The organism is Pseudoclavibacter helvolus (assembly GCF_049707175.1).
GTDB lineage: Bacteria > Actinomycetota > Actinomycetes > Actinomycetales > Microbacteriaceae > Pseudoclavibacter > Pseudoclavibacter helvolus_A.
On sequence record NZ_JBNAFM010000015.1, the window covers coordinates 1 to 15728 of the forward strand.

15 protein-coding genes and 1 tRNA gene are annotated in these 15728 nt (G+C 67.4%); 8 read left to right on the forward strand and 8 right to left on the reverse strand.

Annotation, left to right across the window (positions count from 1 at the left end; genetic code table 11):
• Positions 1–83: 83 nt before the first annotated feature.
• The 3 genes from ACPYN9_RS12610 to ACPYN9_RS12620 all read right to left on the reverse strand — a co-directional run bounded on the left by ACPYN9_RS12610 (position 84) and on the right by ACPYN9_RS12620 (position 2645).
• On the reverse strand, positions 84–290 hold the full coding sequence (locus ACPYN9_RS12610; RefSeq protein WP_424466884.1) for a hypothetical protein: 207 nt from the start codon (positions 288–290) through the stop codon (positions 84–86).
• Positions 291–520: 230 nt separating this feature from the next.
• A complete protein-coding gene (locus tag ACPYN9_RS12615; RefSeq protein ID WP_424466885.1) occupies positions 521–1717 on the reverse strand; it encodes an MFS transporter in 1197 nt (398 codons plus the stop codon).
• Between the two features lie 208 nt (positions 1718–1925).
• Positions 1926–2645 (reverse strand): DedA family protein, encoded by a 720-nt coding sequence (locus ACPYN9_RS12620; protein WP_424466886.1) that lies wholly within the window; start codon positions 2643–2645, stop codon positions 1926–1928.
• Between the two features lie 461 nt (positions 2646–3106).
• Here ACPYN9_RS12620 and ACPYN9_RS12625 point away from each other — a divergent pair, with 461 nt between their 5' ends.
• Positions 3107–4906 (forward strand): DUF222 domain-containing protein, encoded by a 1800-nt coding sequence (locus ACPYN9_RS12625; protein WP_424466887.1) that lies wholly within the window; start codon positions 3107–3109, stop codon positions 4904–4906.
• A 122-nt stretch (positions 4907–5028) separates the two neighbouring features.
• Positions 5029–5733, forward strand: coding sequence for a hypothetical protein (locus tag ACPYN9_RS12630; RefSeq protein WP_424466888.1), 705 nt, complete (start codon positions 5029–5031; stop codon positions 5731–5733).
• A gap of 175 nt (positions 5734–5908) precedes the next feature.
• On the opposite strand, the gene ACPYN9_RS12635 is transcribed toward ACPYN9_RS12630, so the two are convergent.
• Together ACPYN9_RS12635 and ACPYN9_RS12640 are read right to left on the reverse strand one after the other, a co-directional pair.
• Positions 5909–7633, reverse strand: coding sequence for an MDR family MFS transporter (locus ACPYN9_RS12635; protein ID WP_424466889.1), 1725 nt, complete (start codon positions 7631–7633; stop codon positions 5909–5911).
• 125 nt (positions 7634–7758) lie between these two features.
• The gene (locus ACPYN9_RS12640; protein ID WP_424466890.1) at positions 7759–8382 is read right to left on the reverse strand and encodes a TetR/AcrR family transcriptional regulator; all 624 of its coding nucleotides are present in this window, start codon (positions 8380–8382) and stop codon (positions 7759–7761) included.
• A 113-nt stretch (positions 8383–8495) separates the two neighbouring features.
• On the opposite strand from ACPYN9_RS12640, the gene cls reads away from it, so the two are divergent.
• The 3 genes from cls (at position 8496) to ACPYN9_RS12655 (ending at position 11360) form a co-directional block, all read left to right on the forward strand.
• Positions 8496–9974 (forward strand): cardiolipin synthase, encoded by a 1479-nt coding sequence (gene cls, locus ACPYN9_RS12645; protein WP_424466891.1) that lies wholly within the window; start codon positions 8496–8498, stop codon positions 9972–9974.
• A 133-nt stretch (positions 9975–10107) separates the two neighbouring features.
• Positions 10108–11025 (forward strand): VOC family protein, encoded by a 918-nt coding sequence (locus ACPYN9_RS12650; RefSeq protein ID WP_424466892.1) that lies wholly within the window; start codon positions 10108–10110, stop codon positions 11023–11025.
• Between the two features lie 98 nt (positions 11026–11123).
• On the forward strand, positions 11124–11360 hold the full coding sequence (locus ACPYN9_RS12655; RefSeq protein WP_424466893.1) for a DUF3072 domain-containing protein: 237 nt from the start codon (positions 11124–11126) through the stop codon (positions 11358–11360).
• 88 nt (positions 11361–11448) lie between these two features.
• Here ACPYN9_RS12655 and ACPYN9_RS12660 read toward each other — a convergent pair.
• Together ACPYN9_RS12660 and ACPYN9_RS12665 are read right to left on the reverse strand one after the other, a co-directional pair.
• Positions 11449–11522: transfer RNA gene (locus ACPYN9_RS12660), tRNA-Gly, on the reverse strand.
• 73 nt (positions 11523–11595) lie between these two features.
• The gene (locus ACPYN9_RS12665) at positions 11596–11769 is read right to left on the reverse strand and encodes a hypothetical protein (protein WP_424466894.1); all 174 of its coding nucleotides are present in this window, start codon (positions 11767–11769) and stop codon (positions 11596–11598) included.
• Positions 11770–11920: 151 nt separating this feature from the next.
• Here ACPYN9_RS12665 and dcd point away from each other — a divergent pair, with 151 nt between their 5' ends.
• The 3 genes from dcd (at position 11921) to ACPYN9_RS12680 (ending at position 14585) form a co-directional block, all read left to right on the forward strand.
• Positions 11921–12526, forward strand: coding sequence for a dCTP deaminase (dcd, locus tag ACPYN9_RS12670; RefSeq protein WP_424466895.1), 606 nt, complete (start codon positions 11921–11923; stop codon positions 12524–12526).
• A 269-nt stretch (positions 12527–12795) separates the two neighbouring features.
• Entirely contained in the window at positions 12796–13914 is a 1119-nt protein-coding gene (locus ACPYN9_RS12675) for a VIT1/CCC1 transporter family protein (RefSeq protein WP_424466896.1), read from the forward strand.
• Positions 13915–13919: 5 nt separating this feature from the next.
• Entirely contained in the window at positions 13920–14585 is a 666-nt protein-coding gene (locus ACPYN9_RS12680; RefSeq protein ID WP_424466897.1) for an NUDIX hydrolase, read from the forward strand.
• Between the two features lie 120 nt (positions 14586–14705).
• Here the strand turns inward: ACPYN9_RS12680 and ACPYN9_RS12685 are convergent, their stop codons facing one another.
• A complete protein-coding gene (locus ACPYN9_RS12685; RefSeq protein WP_424466898.1) occupies positions 14706–15716 on the reverse strand; it encodes a DUF4333 domain-containing protein in 1011 nt (336 codons plus the stop codon).
• Between the last annotated feature and the right edge of the window lie 12 nt (positions 15717–15728).

Genomic DNA, 15728 nt, shown 5'->3' on the forward strand with positions numbered 1-15728 from the left:
ACCACAGACCCCACACCGGGATCGGCGGCCAACGCCCCTCAGACCGTGTTCACAACCTCACGGGTCAATACAGCTAGGCCAGCTCAATAACCCGAGTTGTTGCCCTGGTCGAAGTGGATACGCGTCGGCGGCGGGCCCGGGTTCTCCGCGCGGCGGCGCCGCTCGTCAGGGGAGAGTTCGGCGTCGCGCGGTGTGCGCGGTGCTGCGCGCAGCATCCACACGACAAGGAACGCGATGGCGGCGAGGCCAAGCGCGATCAGCAAGACCACGAGTAACGGGTTGTCGGCCATGGGATGCTCCGCTCGTGCAGGCGCTGGGCGCGCGACTTCAGGCGAGTCTCCCACGTCAGTCGGTGTGCTCGCACACGTGGCTTGAGGTGCTCCCCTGTCGCGCGTTCAGCAATCGCGGCGCATCGCATCGCCGACTGAGGGGGCTCGTAACGAGGCAGGTGACGGGCAACGTCTTCGTCCGCATCCGCACCCGAGCCCGCCCGCATCCGCACCCGAGCCCGCCCGCATCCCTACGGCGCCCGCGGTCCCTTCTGCACGGGGATGACACCGGTGCGTGCCGGCGGGTTGGGGAAGAACCAGAGCACGGCGCCGGACAGGATCCAGATGACGGCCATGCCCGCCACGAGCCAGCCGGCCTCGAAGCCCGCCATGAGGCCGGCGATGGCTGCACCGATCGCGGCTGCGGTGACTCGCAGGCCCGCGCCGATCGTGAAGACCTGCGAGCGAACGTTGGGCTTGCTCTCCTTGTCGCGCAGCAGCATCATGGCGGCGTTTGCGGGGGCCGCGAAGAGTCCGGAGATGAAGACGGCGACGAACGTGAAGCCGACCGGAAGCGCGGGAACCGCGATGAGCAGGAAGGCGCCGGTCGCGACGAACCCCATACCCATCACCCACACGGGCCCTCGGGTCGTCCAGGTTCTGATGGCCATGAACAGCGCGCCGGCGAGGCCGCCGATCGCGTAGGCGGTGACGATCCAGGCGGCGGATGCTTCGGAGCCGGTACGTTCCAGGGAGATTGCGATGGCGGCGATGCCGAGCGCGCCGCCGGCGACCTGGCTGACCGTGCCAGCCACGGTCACGATCGCGATCGGCTTGTGCTTCACGAGGTAGGTCATGCCGCGTGCGATCGTGCGGCCGAGGCCTTCGACCGCTCCCTCCTTCGCGTGCATCCGGATACCAAAGCCGGCAACGGCGCCGACGAGGGCGAGGATGCCGAGCAGTACCATCGCAAGGCGAGCTGAGCCCGCGAGGGGAATCGCGAGTGCTGCGAGCGCTGGCCCTCCGACTGAGGCGATCGTGTACGACAGCGCGTCTTGCGCGTACGCCTTCCTGACCGGCTCGATGTTGTCTGGGGCGAAGCTCGAGAGGCCGCCCATGTAGGCAGGGGTGACGAAGCCTGCCGCGGCGAGCACTATGGCGATGACCCCCACCGGCAGGGTGCCGAGTTGCGACGCGAAGAGGTACGCGGCCGCTGTGATCATGCCGCCGATGATGAGCAGTAGCCGTGGGCGGCGCATCCGGTCGAGGAGCGCTCCGACGAGCGGTGCCGCGATGACGCTCGGAAACAGGGCAACAGCGACGAGGAACCCACCGACGGCCACGTCGCCGAGCTGTTCGACGGCAAGCAGCGGGATCGCGACGACCGCACCGGCGTTCGCCAGTCGCAGCGGGATCGAGGTCGACTGGTACCGCCAGATGCCACTCATCCGAGAACAGATCTCCTCACTGCAATGCCGTCGTGGTCCGCGGCGAGCCATGCCGCGGAGGCCAGCCTACGCCGCGTCCGGAGCCCCGGAGGCGGACCGAGTCGCGCGACGACGCATGCCCTCGGGGGTGTTGTGATGGTGGGTTCGCGGAACCCCGCTGGGCCGCGGCGTGGCGCCGTCGCTGGGTGGCCACCACGCTCAGTCGGGTCTAGTCGCCGAGCTTCTGATCGAAGTCCTTCGGGGCCAGGGCGAGAGCCTCGGCGTCCTGCGCGCTCGCAAGCTCGCCCTCGCGACGTGCTCGCCGAGCGCTGAGGAGGTAGTGGATGCCCGTGGGGACGACGGTCGCGAGCACGGCGAGGATCAGGATGATGTCGATGTACTCGCGGATGAAGTCGCCGAGCACCGGGACGTAGCCGAGAAGGTAGCCGGCGTACGTGAGGCCTGCTCCCCACACCAGGGCGCCGATGAGGTTGTAGATCGTGTACTTGCGGTAGTCCATCTTGCCGACGCCCGCTGCGACCGGCGCGAACGTCCGCACGATGGGCACAAAGCGAGCGACGATGACGGCGAGGCCGCCGAAGCGCTCGAAGAACGCGTTGGTGCGCTCGACGTTCTTCTTGCTGAAGAGGCCGCTCTCCTTGCGTTCGAAGATCCTCGGGCCTGCCTTCCGGCCGATCAGGTACCCGACCTCGCCGCCAAGGAACGCAGCGAAGCCGATCGCGAGACAAACCCACCAGATGTCGAAGCCGATACCCGGATAGAAGGCGAGCAGGCCCGTGATGAGCAGCAGTGTGTCTCCTGGCAGCAGGAACCCGACGAGCAGCCCGGTCTCCGAGAACACGATGAGGCAGACAACGAGCAGCGCCCAGGGGCCAGCCCCGTGAATGATCGTTTCAGGGTCGAGCCAGGGGATGAGTGTGGGAGCCACGGAAGGTGCGTCCAGTCGCTGAGATGCGGAGGTGATCGGTGAAGCAGAGGTGATCGAAAGAGTATCCCGCGCGAGCCCTGAGAGGGACACAGGATCCGACGTCGGCGGTCGGTCTCGCCGTGTCGAGTGTTGGGTGAGGGTCTCCGGGGGCTCGTTCGGGTGTCGGTTGATGGCGAAAGTCGTATGTATGTACGTGTATTTGTTATTGCTCAAAGCCTAGACTAGAAGATATATACCAATCTGTGGTACTGTCGATCTAGATCTTGGGGGAGGTCAGCACGGTGGCTTTAGTTAACGGTCCAGGAGGCGACGACGCCTCGCGAGACCCTGGCCTGCTCGTGTCGCCGAGTGGCCTGGGGGCGGGGAGCGAGTCGACTGCGGGTACGCGGGGTCGAGGTTGGTTGCCCGTCGGGGCAGAATCTGCGGGTGCCTTGCCTGCTGGTGCCTTATCTGCGGGTGCCTTGCCTTCGGGCGTCCTGCCTGGTGACCTCTTGGCCGCCGGGGTCGCGGCGGCGTCACGGGAGTCTTCGCTCGGTGCGACGGCGTCTGTCGACGCCCTCATCAGCGGACGCAGCTCGGTCGCTGCATTGCTCGACGCCGAGTTTTTCGCGGCCTTTGAAGAGCTGGCCGCGCACAGGCGGATGCTTGAAGCCACAGTGATCGAGATGACGGCCGAGCTCCTGAGTCGCGACGAAGTGACTCCAGTCGCGTTCGCGGGCTCGTTGGTTCGCCGAGGAGGTTTCCGTTCCGTCCACGAGGCAGTGCAACAGATCCTCGGCCTGCGTCGGGGTGAGGCTGTCAGCCTGAGGGAGATCGCTGAGGCGACGCGCGAGAGCATCAGCATGACCGGGGAGCCGCTCCTCCCCGCCCGGGGGCACGTCGCGGCGGCCGTCTCCGCGGGTCGTGTGACGCTGTCGCAGGCCTCCGCGATCGTCAAAGGCCTTCGAGAAGCGAACAGCCGAGCAGACCTCGCAGACCTTGAGCGCGCCGAGTACGAGCTGGTGCAGGCCGCGTGCGGTCTCACGCCAGAAGACGATGAGCCAGCCTCGCCGGAACGTCTCGCGAAACAGGCGGCCGTCTGGGTCGCTTTCCTCGACCCCGACGGGGCCGAACCAAGCGCCGAGCGCTGCGCCGAGAAGCGCGGCCTGACGTTCACCCGGCGCGCCGACGGCATGGTGCAGGGTCGGCTCGTGGCGACCGCCGAACAGGCCGAGATCCTCCAGCGCGTGCTCGACGCGTACCTCTCGCCTCGGCGAGACTCGCCCTGCGACGGTGCGGCTGCGGCTGCGGCTGCTGGTTCTGGTGTTGGTGCCGGCTCAGCTTCAGGCGCTGGCTCAGCCTCTGCCGCTGGCTCTGCTTCTGCTTCGTGTTCGTCTGGGGGTGCCGGTGCAGGAGGCATCAGCGGTGACTCCGGCAGTGATGTCAGTGGTGACTCCGGCAGTGGCGTCAGCGGTGACTCCGGCAGCGACGTCAGGGATGACGCTGGCAGAGACGTCTGCGGTGATTGCAGCGGAGATGTTCACGGTCGGGTCGGCTGTGGCGCCCACGGTGACGCCGGCGAACGCTGCGCCAGAGAGCCTCGTGACGGCGAGCCTCGTGGCGTAGAGCTTCGTGCTGGCGAAACGCAGGATGACCAGCCGTTGAGTGACGGCCGTAGCCTTTCGCAACGGCGCATCGACGCCCTCGTCGCGCTGTTTGCGAAGCACGCCGAATCGTCGTCGGCGCCTCGGACGGGCGGCGAGGCTCCGACGCTGGTCGTAGCCGTCACACGAGCGGGTCTCGTCGGTGCTGCGGAAACGCCGGCAGACATCGCACGCCTTGAGCACACCGGTGAGCCCGTCTCCATTGAGGCCGCGAGGCGCGTCCTTTGCGACGGGATCATTCGCGCGGCGCTCGTCGACGACTCCGGTGAGGTCCTCAAGCTCGGTCGAAAACGGAGGCTCTTCAGTCCGGCCCAGCGAAGAGCCATCTTCGCCAGGGACGGCGGATGCAGGGCGCCGGGGTGCGAGTTGTCGTTCGACATGATCGAGGTCCATCACGTGCTCCCGTGGTGGTCGGGCGGTCCAACCGACACCTCGAACGGAATCTCGCTCTGCACCTTCCACCACCATGAAGTGCACCTCGAGCGGCTCACCATCGTGCCCTCAAACGACCGAGTGTGGAAGGTCGAGCCGGCAACCGGGCCGAGAACAAGCCGCGACCCTATTCGCGGGCGGGACCGCAGAGCGACCGGTCCAGTGTTCACCCCACGACGTGAATGAACGGAAGCTCACCCCAGGAGGTGCTTGAGCGGATGCTCACCCCACGCCGTGATCGAGCGGATGTTCACCCCACGACGTGATCGAGCGGATGTTCCCCGCGACCTGATTGAGAGGATAGGCGCATGACCGCAAGCCGCAGACGCGAACTCCCGCCCTTGGAGACGATGCGCGGGCGTTGGGCGCTCGCCGCCGCCATCGAAACAGCGATCCTCGGTGAGCGCGCCGACAACACACGTGCCGACGACCTGGGCTGGTTCTTCTCTGACGGAGGAGGGAGCTGGGCGCGGCTCACACAGCTCCCCGGCGGGAAGGCCGTCCTCGCCGGCATCGACAGAGACCACTCCGAAACCCACCAGCGCGGCATCGACCCCAGGAACGGGATCCCCGACTGGGCCGTCGACGCCGTCGAAACCGCCGTCCGCCACGAGTCGGGGCGAGACTCGACGGACGGCACGGAGCTGCCCTGGCTTGGCTTCGTGTACTGGTTCGACCCGTCCGCCGACGGCCCAGACGACTGGCGGACCGTCGCCCACGAAGACCCCGCCGGCCTCCAGGTCGCAGACGGACTCGAACAGCACCTGCTCCCAGTCCTCAGCGAGCAGCGAATGCTCGAGACGGCCGACGACTGGTTCCAAGGCGCGGCCATGGAACTCGACGACCCAGAAGCGGCGCCGGACCGCGTCGACCCCGACTCGGTCCGGCGAGGCGCACGGCTCGGACCTCGGCTCACCGCGGAGGCGATCGCCGCTGTGCTCCCCATCGCGGGGATGCACCTCGAAGCCGGGGTCCGAGCTGCAAGCGCATTCGACCGCGAGCCTGCTGCCTGAGCGGGTCGGGGGCTTGAGCGGGCCGGGGGACTGAGTCGCCTGAGTGGGCCGGGGACTGAGCGAACCGGGGACTGAGCGGGCCGGGGCCTGAGCGGGCCGGCGGTCTGAGGTAACCCCCACGCCGCCGGCCCGCGAGAACCTGCCGTTCTCAACCTGAACTTTCCGTCGCGCCGACTCAGTCCTCGCGCGGTGGCATGCCGGCCGTGGGCTGCGATGCACCAGTTCCACGCGCATCAGCGCCGCTCGCCCCCACCCCACGCTCGGCCGGGCCAGTCGCCTGCTTGACGCCGGCGTGCGACGCCCGGCTCGCCGCATCCAATTCCTCCGCCTCGGCGCCGCCGACCGCCTCGCCACGAGCCACGAGGCCCGCGACATCCGAGAGGGGGATCTGCTTGAGGAACAGCGACAGCAGGAACGCGAGCGCAATGAACGGCACGAGGTACCAGAACACCGGCGCGAGCGCATCCGCGTAGGCCGTCACGATGCCGTCGCGCACCTCATCCGGCAACTGCGACAGGGTCTGCGGGTCGATCGTCGACGTCGCGGTCGCAGCATCCGCCGCGCTCGCGCCGCTGGCCGTGAACACCGACGTCAAGTTCTCGGTCAACCGGGTCGTGAAGATCGCTCCGAAGACGGCCGTGCCGAGAGCCGCGCCCACCTCGCGGAAGTAGTTGTTCGTGCTCGTCGCCGTGCCGATCTCCGCAGCAGGCACTGCGTTCTGCACGACCAGCACCACAACCTGCATGATCAGGCCAAGCCCTGCGCCGAAGAAGAACAGGAACACGCAGATCAGCCAGATCGGGGTATCGGCGGTGAGTGTCGTCATCGCGACCATCGCCAGCCCCGTCAGCACCGTGCCCACGATCGGGTACATCCGGTAGCGCCCGGTCTTCGAGATGAGAATTCCCGAAGCGATCGACGTGCCCATGAGGCCGGCCATCATCGGCAGCATGAGCAGGCCGGACGCCGCCGCTGACGTTCCGGACGACATCTGCAGGAAGGTCGGCACGAAGCCGATCGCCGCGAACATCCCGATGCCGAGCGTGAGGCCGATCGCCGTCGCGTTCACGAAGATCGGGTTCTTGAACAGTCCGAGCGGAATGATCGGATCCTCCGCACGCGACTCGACGAACACGAACAGCGCGGCCGCAACGAGCAGGCCCAGCCCCCACGCCCACGTGACCATGGAGCCCCAACCGTGCTCCGCATCCGCACCGAAATCGGTGAAGAAGATGAGGCACGTCGTCGCTGCCGACAGGAAGATCACGCCAAGGTAGTCGATGCGCTTCGTCGCCTTCTTGCTGGGCAGCTTCAGTGCGACCACGGCGATGATGAACGCCGCGATGCCGACCGGGATGTTGATGTAGAACGCCCACTGCCAGGTCAGGTGGTCGACGAAGTAGCCGCCGAGCAGCGGGCCGCCCACGGCAGACAGGCCGAACACGGCGCCCAGCGGTCCCAGGTACTTGCCTCGCTCGCTGGCGGGCACGATGTCGGCGATGATCGCCTGCGACAGGATGATGAGGCCGCCGCCGCCGAGCCCCTGCAGCGCTCGGAAGACCACGAACGTCCAGAAGTCGCCAGCGAACGCGCAGCCAACCGATGCGAGGGTGAAGATGGCGATTGCGATCAGGAACAGGTTGCGTCGCCCGAGCACGTCACCGAACTTGCCGTAAATGGGCATGACGATGGTCGTCGCGAGCAGGTAGGCGGTGGTGATCCACACCTGGTGGTCGACGCCGCCGAGCTCGCCGACGATCGTGGGCATCGCGGTCGACACGATTGTCTGGTCGAGGCTCGAGAGCAGCATGCCGGCGATGAGCGCGCCGAAGATTGTCCAGATCCGGCGTTGTGTGAGGAGGAACTGCGGCTCGGCCGGAGCCTGAGTGGTGGTGGTCATGCGGGGTCCGTTCGAAGGAAGAGGTACGGTCGGCTCGCGCGTGCGCGGCGGTGAGTGCGCCACGTGAGCGAGCGCGACGGGGCGGCGGCGGGATGCTCGTGCGAGCGGATGCAGCGATCCGGCGGTCAGCCGCTCAGGACGGCGCGCATGGCTGCGACCCGTCTGGCGACGACCGTCTCGATGTCGTCGGTGGTGTCGGTGGTGAAAAACTCGAAAGCGCTGGCGCGCATGACCGCCATGAGGACCTGCACTGCCGCCGCTGCGCGCAGGTCGCCGGCGGGCAACCCCTCGCGTCGCTCGACGAGGGCCACATCGCGCTTCTCGTCGCTCGACATGTGCTCGAGGATCCGCTTGAACAGGCGCGGCTCTTGGTCAACGACGGCCATGATCTGCCGCACGTGCTCCGGGTCGGGCTCCGGGTCCGTTTCCCGCCAGCGCGTGATGGCGAGCTGCGCGAGTGCCTCCAGGAGGTCGGGGCTGATGCTGTTGCTCCGAGGGTCACCGCCTGCGACGAAGAGCTCGTCGAGGTGCGTGGTGTCTCGGCGTGCGGAGATGCCGAGCAGGGCATCCTCCTTCGACGCGAAGTAGTTGAAGAACGTGCGTCGGGAGATGCCCACGTGCTCGCAGAGTTCCTCGATCGTGAAGCCGGACAGGCCCACCTCGAGGGCACGTGCTCTGGCTGCCGCTGAGAGCTGTCGGCTCGTGTCCGCCATCTTGCGAGCCCGGAGGCTCGTTGCACTTTCATTCACATGTGCAGTATTGCACTAATACCCGAAAGTGCAAGCATGTCGCTGGCGGCCTGATGACCGCGGTGCGCGCATCCGTTGCCCTACGCTGTCCCCTAGTACCCCGAGGAGACCAGATGGCCGAGATTCCGCACATCACGATCAGCGCCGGCTTCATCTTCGCGATCATCGACCTGATCATTCGCATCATCGCGATCATCGTCGTGCCCCGGAATCGCAAGCCGAGCGTCGGCATCGCGTGGCTCATGGCCATTTTCCTCATCCCCTACGTCGGGGTTGTCGCCTTCCTCCTCCTCGGCAGCTTCCGTCTGCCCGCGAAGCGCATGGAGCGGCAGCAGGAGGTCACAACCTTCATCAACATGGCCGTCTCGAGCGTCGAGGTCGAGCCGACCCACCACAGCGACCCGCCCTGGTTCGACTCCGTCGTGGCCCTCAACCGCACCTACACGGCAATGCCCCTCATCAGCGACAACGAAGTCGTGCTGCAGGGCAGCTACGAGGAGACGATCCTGGCGATGGCCGCCGAGATCGACACCGCCGAAAATTGGGTGCACGTCGAGTTCTACATCCTCGCCTGCGACCGCACCACGATGCCGATCTTCGACGCCCTCGACCGGGCGGCCGCCAGGGGCGTGAGCGTCCGCATCCTGCTCGACCACATCGCATCCATTCGCGTGCCCGGCTACCGCAAGCACACCCTGTCGAGACTGAAGGCGCTGGCGGATGCGGGGGCCGAGTGGCATTACATGCTGCCCGTGCGTCCGTGGCGCGGCGAGTACCAGCGCCCCGACCTGCGCAACCATCGCAAGCTCCTCATTGTCGACGGCAACTCCGCTTACCTCGGCTCGCAGAACGTCGTCGACTCCACCTACAACAAGCGCGGCAACATACGCCGCGGCCTGCACTGGCACGACCTGATGGTCCGCCTCGAGGGGCCGGCCGTGCACGCCGTCAGTGCTGTCTTCATCACCGACTGGTACTCGGAGTCCGGCACGATCATCCCGGAAGACCTCTCCGACGTCGAGACCATGCCGCAGGAAGCGCGGATGGACTGCCAGATCGTGCCGAGCGGTCCGGGCTACCCGAGCGAGAACAACCTTCGCCTGTTCCTCAACCTGCTGTATGTCGCGCAGAGGTCGATCATCATCACGAGCCCCTACTTCGTGCCAGACGAGTCGATGCTCTACGCCATCACCACGGCGACGGCTCGGGGTGTCGTCGTTGAGCTGTTCGTCTCCGAGATCGGAGATCAGGCGATGGTGTACCACGCGCAGCGCTCCTACTACGAGGCGCTCCTGGAGGCCGGGGTGCGCATCTGGATGTACAAGTCGCCGACCATCCTGCACGCCAAGCACTTCACCATCGACGACGAGGTCGCCGTCATCGGCTCGTCGAACATGGACATGCGCTCGTTCTCCCTCAACTTCGAGGTCTCGCTCATGGTGCGCAGTGCGGACTTCGTTGAGGACCTCCGTGAGGTGCAGCAGGACTACCGCGAGAATTCGCGCGAGCTCACCATGTACGAGTGGCGCAAGCAGCCGCTTCGTTCCACCGTGCTCGACAATCTCGCGAGGCTGACCGCAGGCCTCCAGTAGGAGCGGCGAGGCGGGCTGGAAGTTCGCTCCGTATCGGATGCGGGACGTGCCGCGAATGTCGGAAGTCGGGAGTAACTTGGCACTCAGGTTCGATCGAACCCGAGTCAACCGACGCGTGCAGGAGCAGCGAGTCATGCAGAAGATTATTCCGAACCTCTGGTTCAACAAGAACGCCGAGGAAGCCGGCGAGTTCTACGCTTCCGTCTTCCCGAAGACAACGACGTCAGTGGAAGCGCGCTACCCGGAGACCGACCTCCTCGACTTCCAGAAGGACTTTGCTGGGCTTCCGCTCGTCGTGGGCGTCGAGATCGACGACTACCGATTCACACTCATCAACGCGGGCGACCAGTTTCGGCCAAACCCGTCGGTCTCCTTCATGCTCAACTTCGACCCACGAGTGCTCGGCGGAGACACGGCTTCAGTGCGCGAGAGCCTCGACAGCCTCTGGGCGGCGCTCAGCGAGGGTGGCAAGGTGCTCATGCCGCTCCAGCAGTACGACTTCAGCCCGCACTACGGCTGGGTCGAAGACCGCTATGGGGTGAGCTGGCAGCTCATGCTCGTCGACTCCGGAGCGTTGAGCGCTGCCGACGAGGCGCGCCCCTTCATCGTTCCGAGCATGCTGTTCGGTCGCGAGGCTCAGAACAAGGCGCGCGAGGCCATCGACTTCTACGTCTCGCTGTTCCCAGATGCGCGCATCGGCAACATCGCCGAGTATCCAATGCAGTCTGGGCCTGCCCCGGCCGGAGCCATCATGTACGCCGACTTCCAGCTTGCAGGGCAGTGGTTCGTGGCTATGGACAACGGCGCTGACCAGCCGTTCGGGTTCGACTGCGGCGTCTCCTTCGAGGTCGACTGCGCCGACCAGGCGGAGATCGACCGGTTCTGGGACTCGATGAGCGCCGTCCCCGAGGCGGAGCAGTGCGGCTGGCTCGCCGACAGGTTCGGAGTCAGTTGGCAGATCGTCCCAGCCAACATGGGCGAGCTGATGCAGCGGCCGGGCGCCTACGAGCGCATGATGCAGATGAAAAAGCTCGTCATCGCCGACTTCTGAGGCCTAGCACTGCAGAGTGCCCGGGGGTCTGAGTTTCGAACACATATTCCCAGCCGGCACCGGGCCGCGAGCCAGGACCGCGGCCTACGGTTGCCGGCATGGCAGATACACACGAAGGCGAAATGCTCGGCGCGACCGAGTCAGACGAGAACGGCACCGAGAAGGATCCGTCGAATTGGGTCACCGGCGACGAGCCGATGACGGGTGCGCAGCGCAGCTACCTGGACACGCTCGCACGCGAGGCGGGTGAGGAGATTCCCGCCGACATCACGAAGGCGGAGGCCTCCGAGCACATCGACCGCCTCCAGCAGAAGACGGGCCGCGGCGACAGCTAACCCGTCGAAGGCCCGTCACGCGGGCCGACAGAGACAACGCGGGCCGGCGCACACATTGCGCCGGCCCGCGTTGCCGTGTTGCCGTGTCTGGAGCGGATGACGGGAATCGAACCCGCGCTATCAGCTTGGGAAGCTGAAGTTCTACCATTGAACTACATCCGCGCATCCACAGACCGAGGCCCGCAGACCTGACCATCGTACATCGAAGCCGCCCGGTGGCGTTGCGACTGGCGTCTCACTCGCGCTTCGAGACGAGCGCGCGGATCGCGAAGAACACGACGACGGCGACGACCGCGACGACGCCGAGCCGCACCATGAACCAGGCCAAGTGGAACAGGACGTCCACAAGCCACCAGGAGATGACCACCGCGACGATGACACCGACGATGGTCCAGACGTTCTTCTTCACCGGTTCAGAGTAGCGCCGCGAGTTGTGCCCGACGGGTGTCGGCATCCGCTGCTGCGTGGATGCGCACCCGGGCACACCGGGTCGTGCACATCGAGCCAGGCACGCGCATCCCGCTGGGCACGCGCATCCACCGAGCAACTAGGCTGGCGGCGTGCTTCTCAGTGATCGGGACATCAAGCAGGGCGTCGAGTCTGGCCGCATCGGCCTCGAACCGTACGAGCCGGGCCTCGTCCAGCCGTCGAGCATCGACGTGCGCCTCGACCGGTACTTCCGGCTCTTCGACAACCACCGCTACCCCTTCATCGACCCGGCGGAGGAGCAGCCCGAGCTGACCAGGCTCGTCGAGTCCAAGCCGGACGAGCCGTTCGTGCTGCATCCCGGCGAGTTCGTGCTCGCCTCCACGTTCGAGCGCGTTACCCTCGGCGACGACGTCGCGGCCCGCCTCGAGGGGAAGAGCTCGCTCGGGCGTCTCGGTCTGCTCACGCACTCCACGGCCGGTTTCATCGACCCCGGATTCACGGGGCACGTCACGCTCGAGCTGTCGAACGTGGCGACCCTGCCGATCAAGCTGTGGCCCGGCATGAAGATCGGGCAGCTCTGCTTCTTCCAGCTGTCGAGCGCCGCAGAACACCCCTACGGATCCGCGATCTACAGCTCCAGATACCTCGGGCAGCGCGGTCCGACCGCGTCGAGGTCGTTCAAGAATTTCACGCGCTCTGACGTGTCCGTGACCGAAGCGGGAGCGCCGGGGCAGTAGTCGCCGCGGGCTTCCGGGCCGCGCTTGGTTGCGCCGCGCCTGGCCGCGCCGCGCCGCGCCCGCGTTGGGCCTCACCGGGCCTAGCCGTGCCGGGCCGCGCCAGTGCGCCCACGAGGTGTTTTCCGGCACGTCGAGCCGCCGTGGTCAGGTGCACCGAACATCTGCGGGAGGTTGCGGAAACCGGGTGCGCCGCGAATAACGTGGGGCGAACGTTGCCAACGATGCCCGTGCTTTCGGGCTCGAGGCGTCCGCATGAAGGATGCACGGCCATGCCACAGACACCAGCCCCCGTTCCCGGATCCGGGGACCTCACCCGCGAGCCGACGCCCGCCGATATTCGGCGTTGGCGTCGCTACCTCGCCGACGAGCGCGCCGAGGGCGCCGTTTACCGTGACCTTGCGGCGAGACGTGAAGGTGAGGAGCGGGATATCCTCCTCGGCCTCGCGAACGCCGAGGTGCGTCACGAAGAGCACTGGCTGAGCCTGCTCGGTCCCGCCGGCGACGGCGGCGTTCGGGCGCAGCTGGGTACGCGCCTCTTTGGCTGGTTCGCCCGCCGGTTCGGCTCGCTGTTTGTGCTGGCGCTCATCCAGCGGGCTGAGTCGCGTTCGCCGTACGAGCGGGAAGCGGATGCAACACCTGAGATGGCAGCGGACGAGCGCATCCACGAGGAGGTCGTGCGCGGACTCGCGATGCGCAGTCGTTCTCGCATGTCTGGCATGTTCAGGGCCGCCGTCTTCGGCGCCAACGATGGGCTCGTGTCGAACCTCGCTCTGGTGCTTGGCATCGGCGCCACCGGGGCGCCGACGGTCATCATCCTCGCCACCGGCCTCTCGGGCCTCCTCGCCGGTGCCCTCTCGATGGCGGCGGGCGAGTACGTCTCCGTGCGATCGCAGCGGGAGCTACTGCAGGCGTCGACGCCGAGCCCCGATACGCCGCAGACCATCCAGCGGCTCGACGTCAACGCCAACGAGCTGGAGCTTGTCTACCGGGCGCGCGGCATGGACGAGGACGAGGCGCGCCGCTACGCCCACCGCGTGTTCGCCTTGCAGGGCGCTGATCCGGAATCCGGTCCGATCTCGTTGCAGGCGCCGGACGAGGAGCACGAGGAGCTCGGCACCGCGTGGACCGCGGCCATCTCGAGTTTCTGCTTCTTCGCTGGGGGCGCGCTCCTGCCGGTGCTGCCGTATCTCTTCGGCATGAGCGGTCTCGCGGCCGTGGTCGTGTCGGCCGTCGTCGTTGGACTCGCGCTGCTCACCACCGGCGCCATCGTGGGTGTGCTCTCCGGTGGTCCGCCGTGGCGTCGCGCCGCTAGGCAGCTGCTCATCGGCTACGGCGCGGCCGCGGTCACGTACGTGCTGGGACTCGCGTTCGGAGTTGCGGTTGGATAGGGCGCATGCCTATTCCTGAGTTCGTCGCCGACCTTCGCGCCAAGATCGGCCCCGAGCATCCGCTCTGGTTGGCCGGCTCGACGGCCGTCATCATCCGGCCGAGCGTGGATGCGCGGGGTTCGTCGGGCGCCCGGGTCGAGGGAGGCGGACCGGCCGCGCTCGGCGAGGAGGTGCTCCTCGTGCGGCGTGCCGACAATGCCGTGTGGAGTCCCGTGACGGGGATCGTCGATCCGGGCGAGCATCCGGCGACTGCGGCCGTGCGTGAGAGCCTCGAGGAGGCGATGGTCGAGGTTCGCGTCGATCGACTCGTCCGGCTGAGTGTGTCGCCGAAGATCGTGCACGCGACCGGTGATCGCGCGCAATACTGCGACCTCGTCTTCCGCTGCTCGTGGATTTCTGGCGACGCGGCTGTCGGCGACGACGAGTCGACGGAGGTGGCCTGGTTCCCGGTGGATGCGCTGCCCGACATGCCAGAGCACCTCGCGTCACGCATCGCTGTCGCGGTTGCCGACCGGCCGGAGTATGAACTGCTCGTCGATGGGGTCGCGCTGCCGATCGTGGGCCCCGGCGCCGGTCGTGGCCCCGGGCCCGGGCAAGGGCCCGGGGTTGGGCATGGACATGGGGCTGGTTCGTGGGCCGAGACCGAGACTGATGCCGACCCTGGGCTGTAGTCAGGGACAGCTCCGAGGTCAATCCTGGCTCGATGGGGCCTCCGCAGCCGAGGACGCACTGAGGCACTGACGCACGAAAGCACTCCGCTTGGACAGGCGTTGCCGTTGCGCCGACGGCGCCTACTCCGGGGCGCCGACCACCACCTGACCGTCGGCAGAAGACACCGTGACCGTGACCGACTGGTCCTGGCCGGCGTACGTGAACGTGCACTGGAACTCAGAACCCTGGTCGACCTTCACCTGCTCCGGGCAAGCGACGTCGCCGACCTCCACCAGGCCGAAGTCGTCCTGCAGCACACGCGTGACCTCAGCCTGCAACGGCTCCGCCGCCAGGACGCTGCCGTTGCTCTCACCGATGAAATACCCACCCAGCCCCGCGATCAGCGCGGCCGCCGGAATCGCCAAGATCAACAGCAGGCGCGAGTTGCGCGCCGGCTTCCCGGCCTGCCCCACGCCAGGCTGCCCCGGCCCCGGCCCGAACTGCGAACCCGGGCCACCCGCCATCGGGTACCCGTTCGGCTGCTGGTAGCCGAAGCCCTCCCCGGGGGAACCCCCGGGGAGAGGGGTCCCGGACTGCGCACCGTATCCACCCCCGGAAACCCCGTACGTCGCGCTCGGAGTGGGATACCCCGTGGACCCGTCGTAACCGAACGAGTTCGAAGACGCCGCGCCGTAGCCGCTGCCCGTCGCTGAGCTGACTGGAGGCACACCCGCCGACGGCACCCCGGCTCCGTAGGCCGACGTGGCGCTCGCTCCGCGCGCGGAACCGGCGCCCGCGCCGTATGAGGAGCTCGAACCATACGCGGCACCCGAGCCGTACGAAGCGCTGGAATCAGGGGACCGCTGCTGCCCAAACGGCGACTGCTGCGGGTACTGCGCGCCGGACCCTGGAGACCCGTTCGGCCCGGAGGCCGATGGACCCTGCCCGGTCGCGGTTGGCTGCCACTGGTTCGGCTGCTGGCTGTGCTGGCCCTGCTGGCCGTGTGGCGCCTGGCCCTGCTGCGCCTGCCCGCCCGGCGCCTGCCCGCCCTGTTCCTGCTGCGGGTTGCGCGGGTTCTGTTGGTTGCGCGGGTCGTTTGGGTCGCGCGGGTCGAACGGCCGCTGCGGGCCGCCCTGCGGTGGGAAAGTCATCGTGCTCCCTCC

What these genes read in the sequence shown, in the direction of transcription:
- ACPYN9_RS12610 (WP_424466884.1), bottom strand. Translation starts at nt 290, where the DNA reads ATGGCCGACAACCCGTTACTCGTGGTCTTGCTGATCGCGCTTGGCCTC.
- ACPYN9_RS12615 (WP_424466885.1), bottom strand. Translation starts at nt 1,717, where the DNA reads ATGAGTGGCATCTGGCGGTACCAGTCGACCTCGATCCCGCTGCGACTG.
- ACPYN9_RS12630 (WP_424466888.1), top strand. Translation starts at nt 5,029, where the DNA reads ATGACCGCAAGCCGCAGACGCGAACTCCCGCCCTTGGAGACGATGCGC.
- ACPYN9_RS12635 (WP_424466889.1), bottom strand. Translation starts at nt 7,633, where the DNA reads ATGACCACCACCACTCAGGCTCCGGCCGAGCCGCAGTTCCTCCTCACA.
- cls (WP_424466891.1), top strand. Translation starts at nt 8,496, where the DNA reads ATGGCCGAGATTCCGCACATCACGATCAGCGCCGGCTTCATCTTCGCG.
- ACPYN9_RS12650 (WP_424466892.1), top strand. Translation starts at nt 10,108, where the DNA reads ATGCAGAAGATTATTCCGAACCTCTGGTTCAACAAGAACGCCGAGGAA.
- ACPYN9_RS12655 (WP_424466893.1), top strand. Translation starts at nt 11,124, where the DNA reads ATGGCAGATACACACGAAGGCGAAATGCTCGGCGCGACCGAGTCAGAC.
- ACPYN9_RS12675 (WP_424466896.1), top strand. Translation starts at nt 12,796, where the DNA reads ATGCCACAGACACCAGCCCCCGTTCCCGGATCCGGGGACCTCACCCGC.
- ACPYN9_RS12680 (WP_424466897.1), top strand. Translation starts at nt 13,920, where the DNA reads ATGCCTATTCCTGAGTTCGTCGCCGACCTTCGCGCCAAGATCGGCCCC.
- ACPYN9_RS12685 (WP_424466898.1), bottom strand. Translation starts at nt 15,716, where the DNA reads ATGACTTTCCCACCGCAGGGCGGCCCGCAGCGGCCGTTCGACCCGCGC.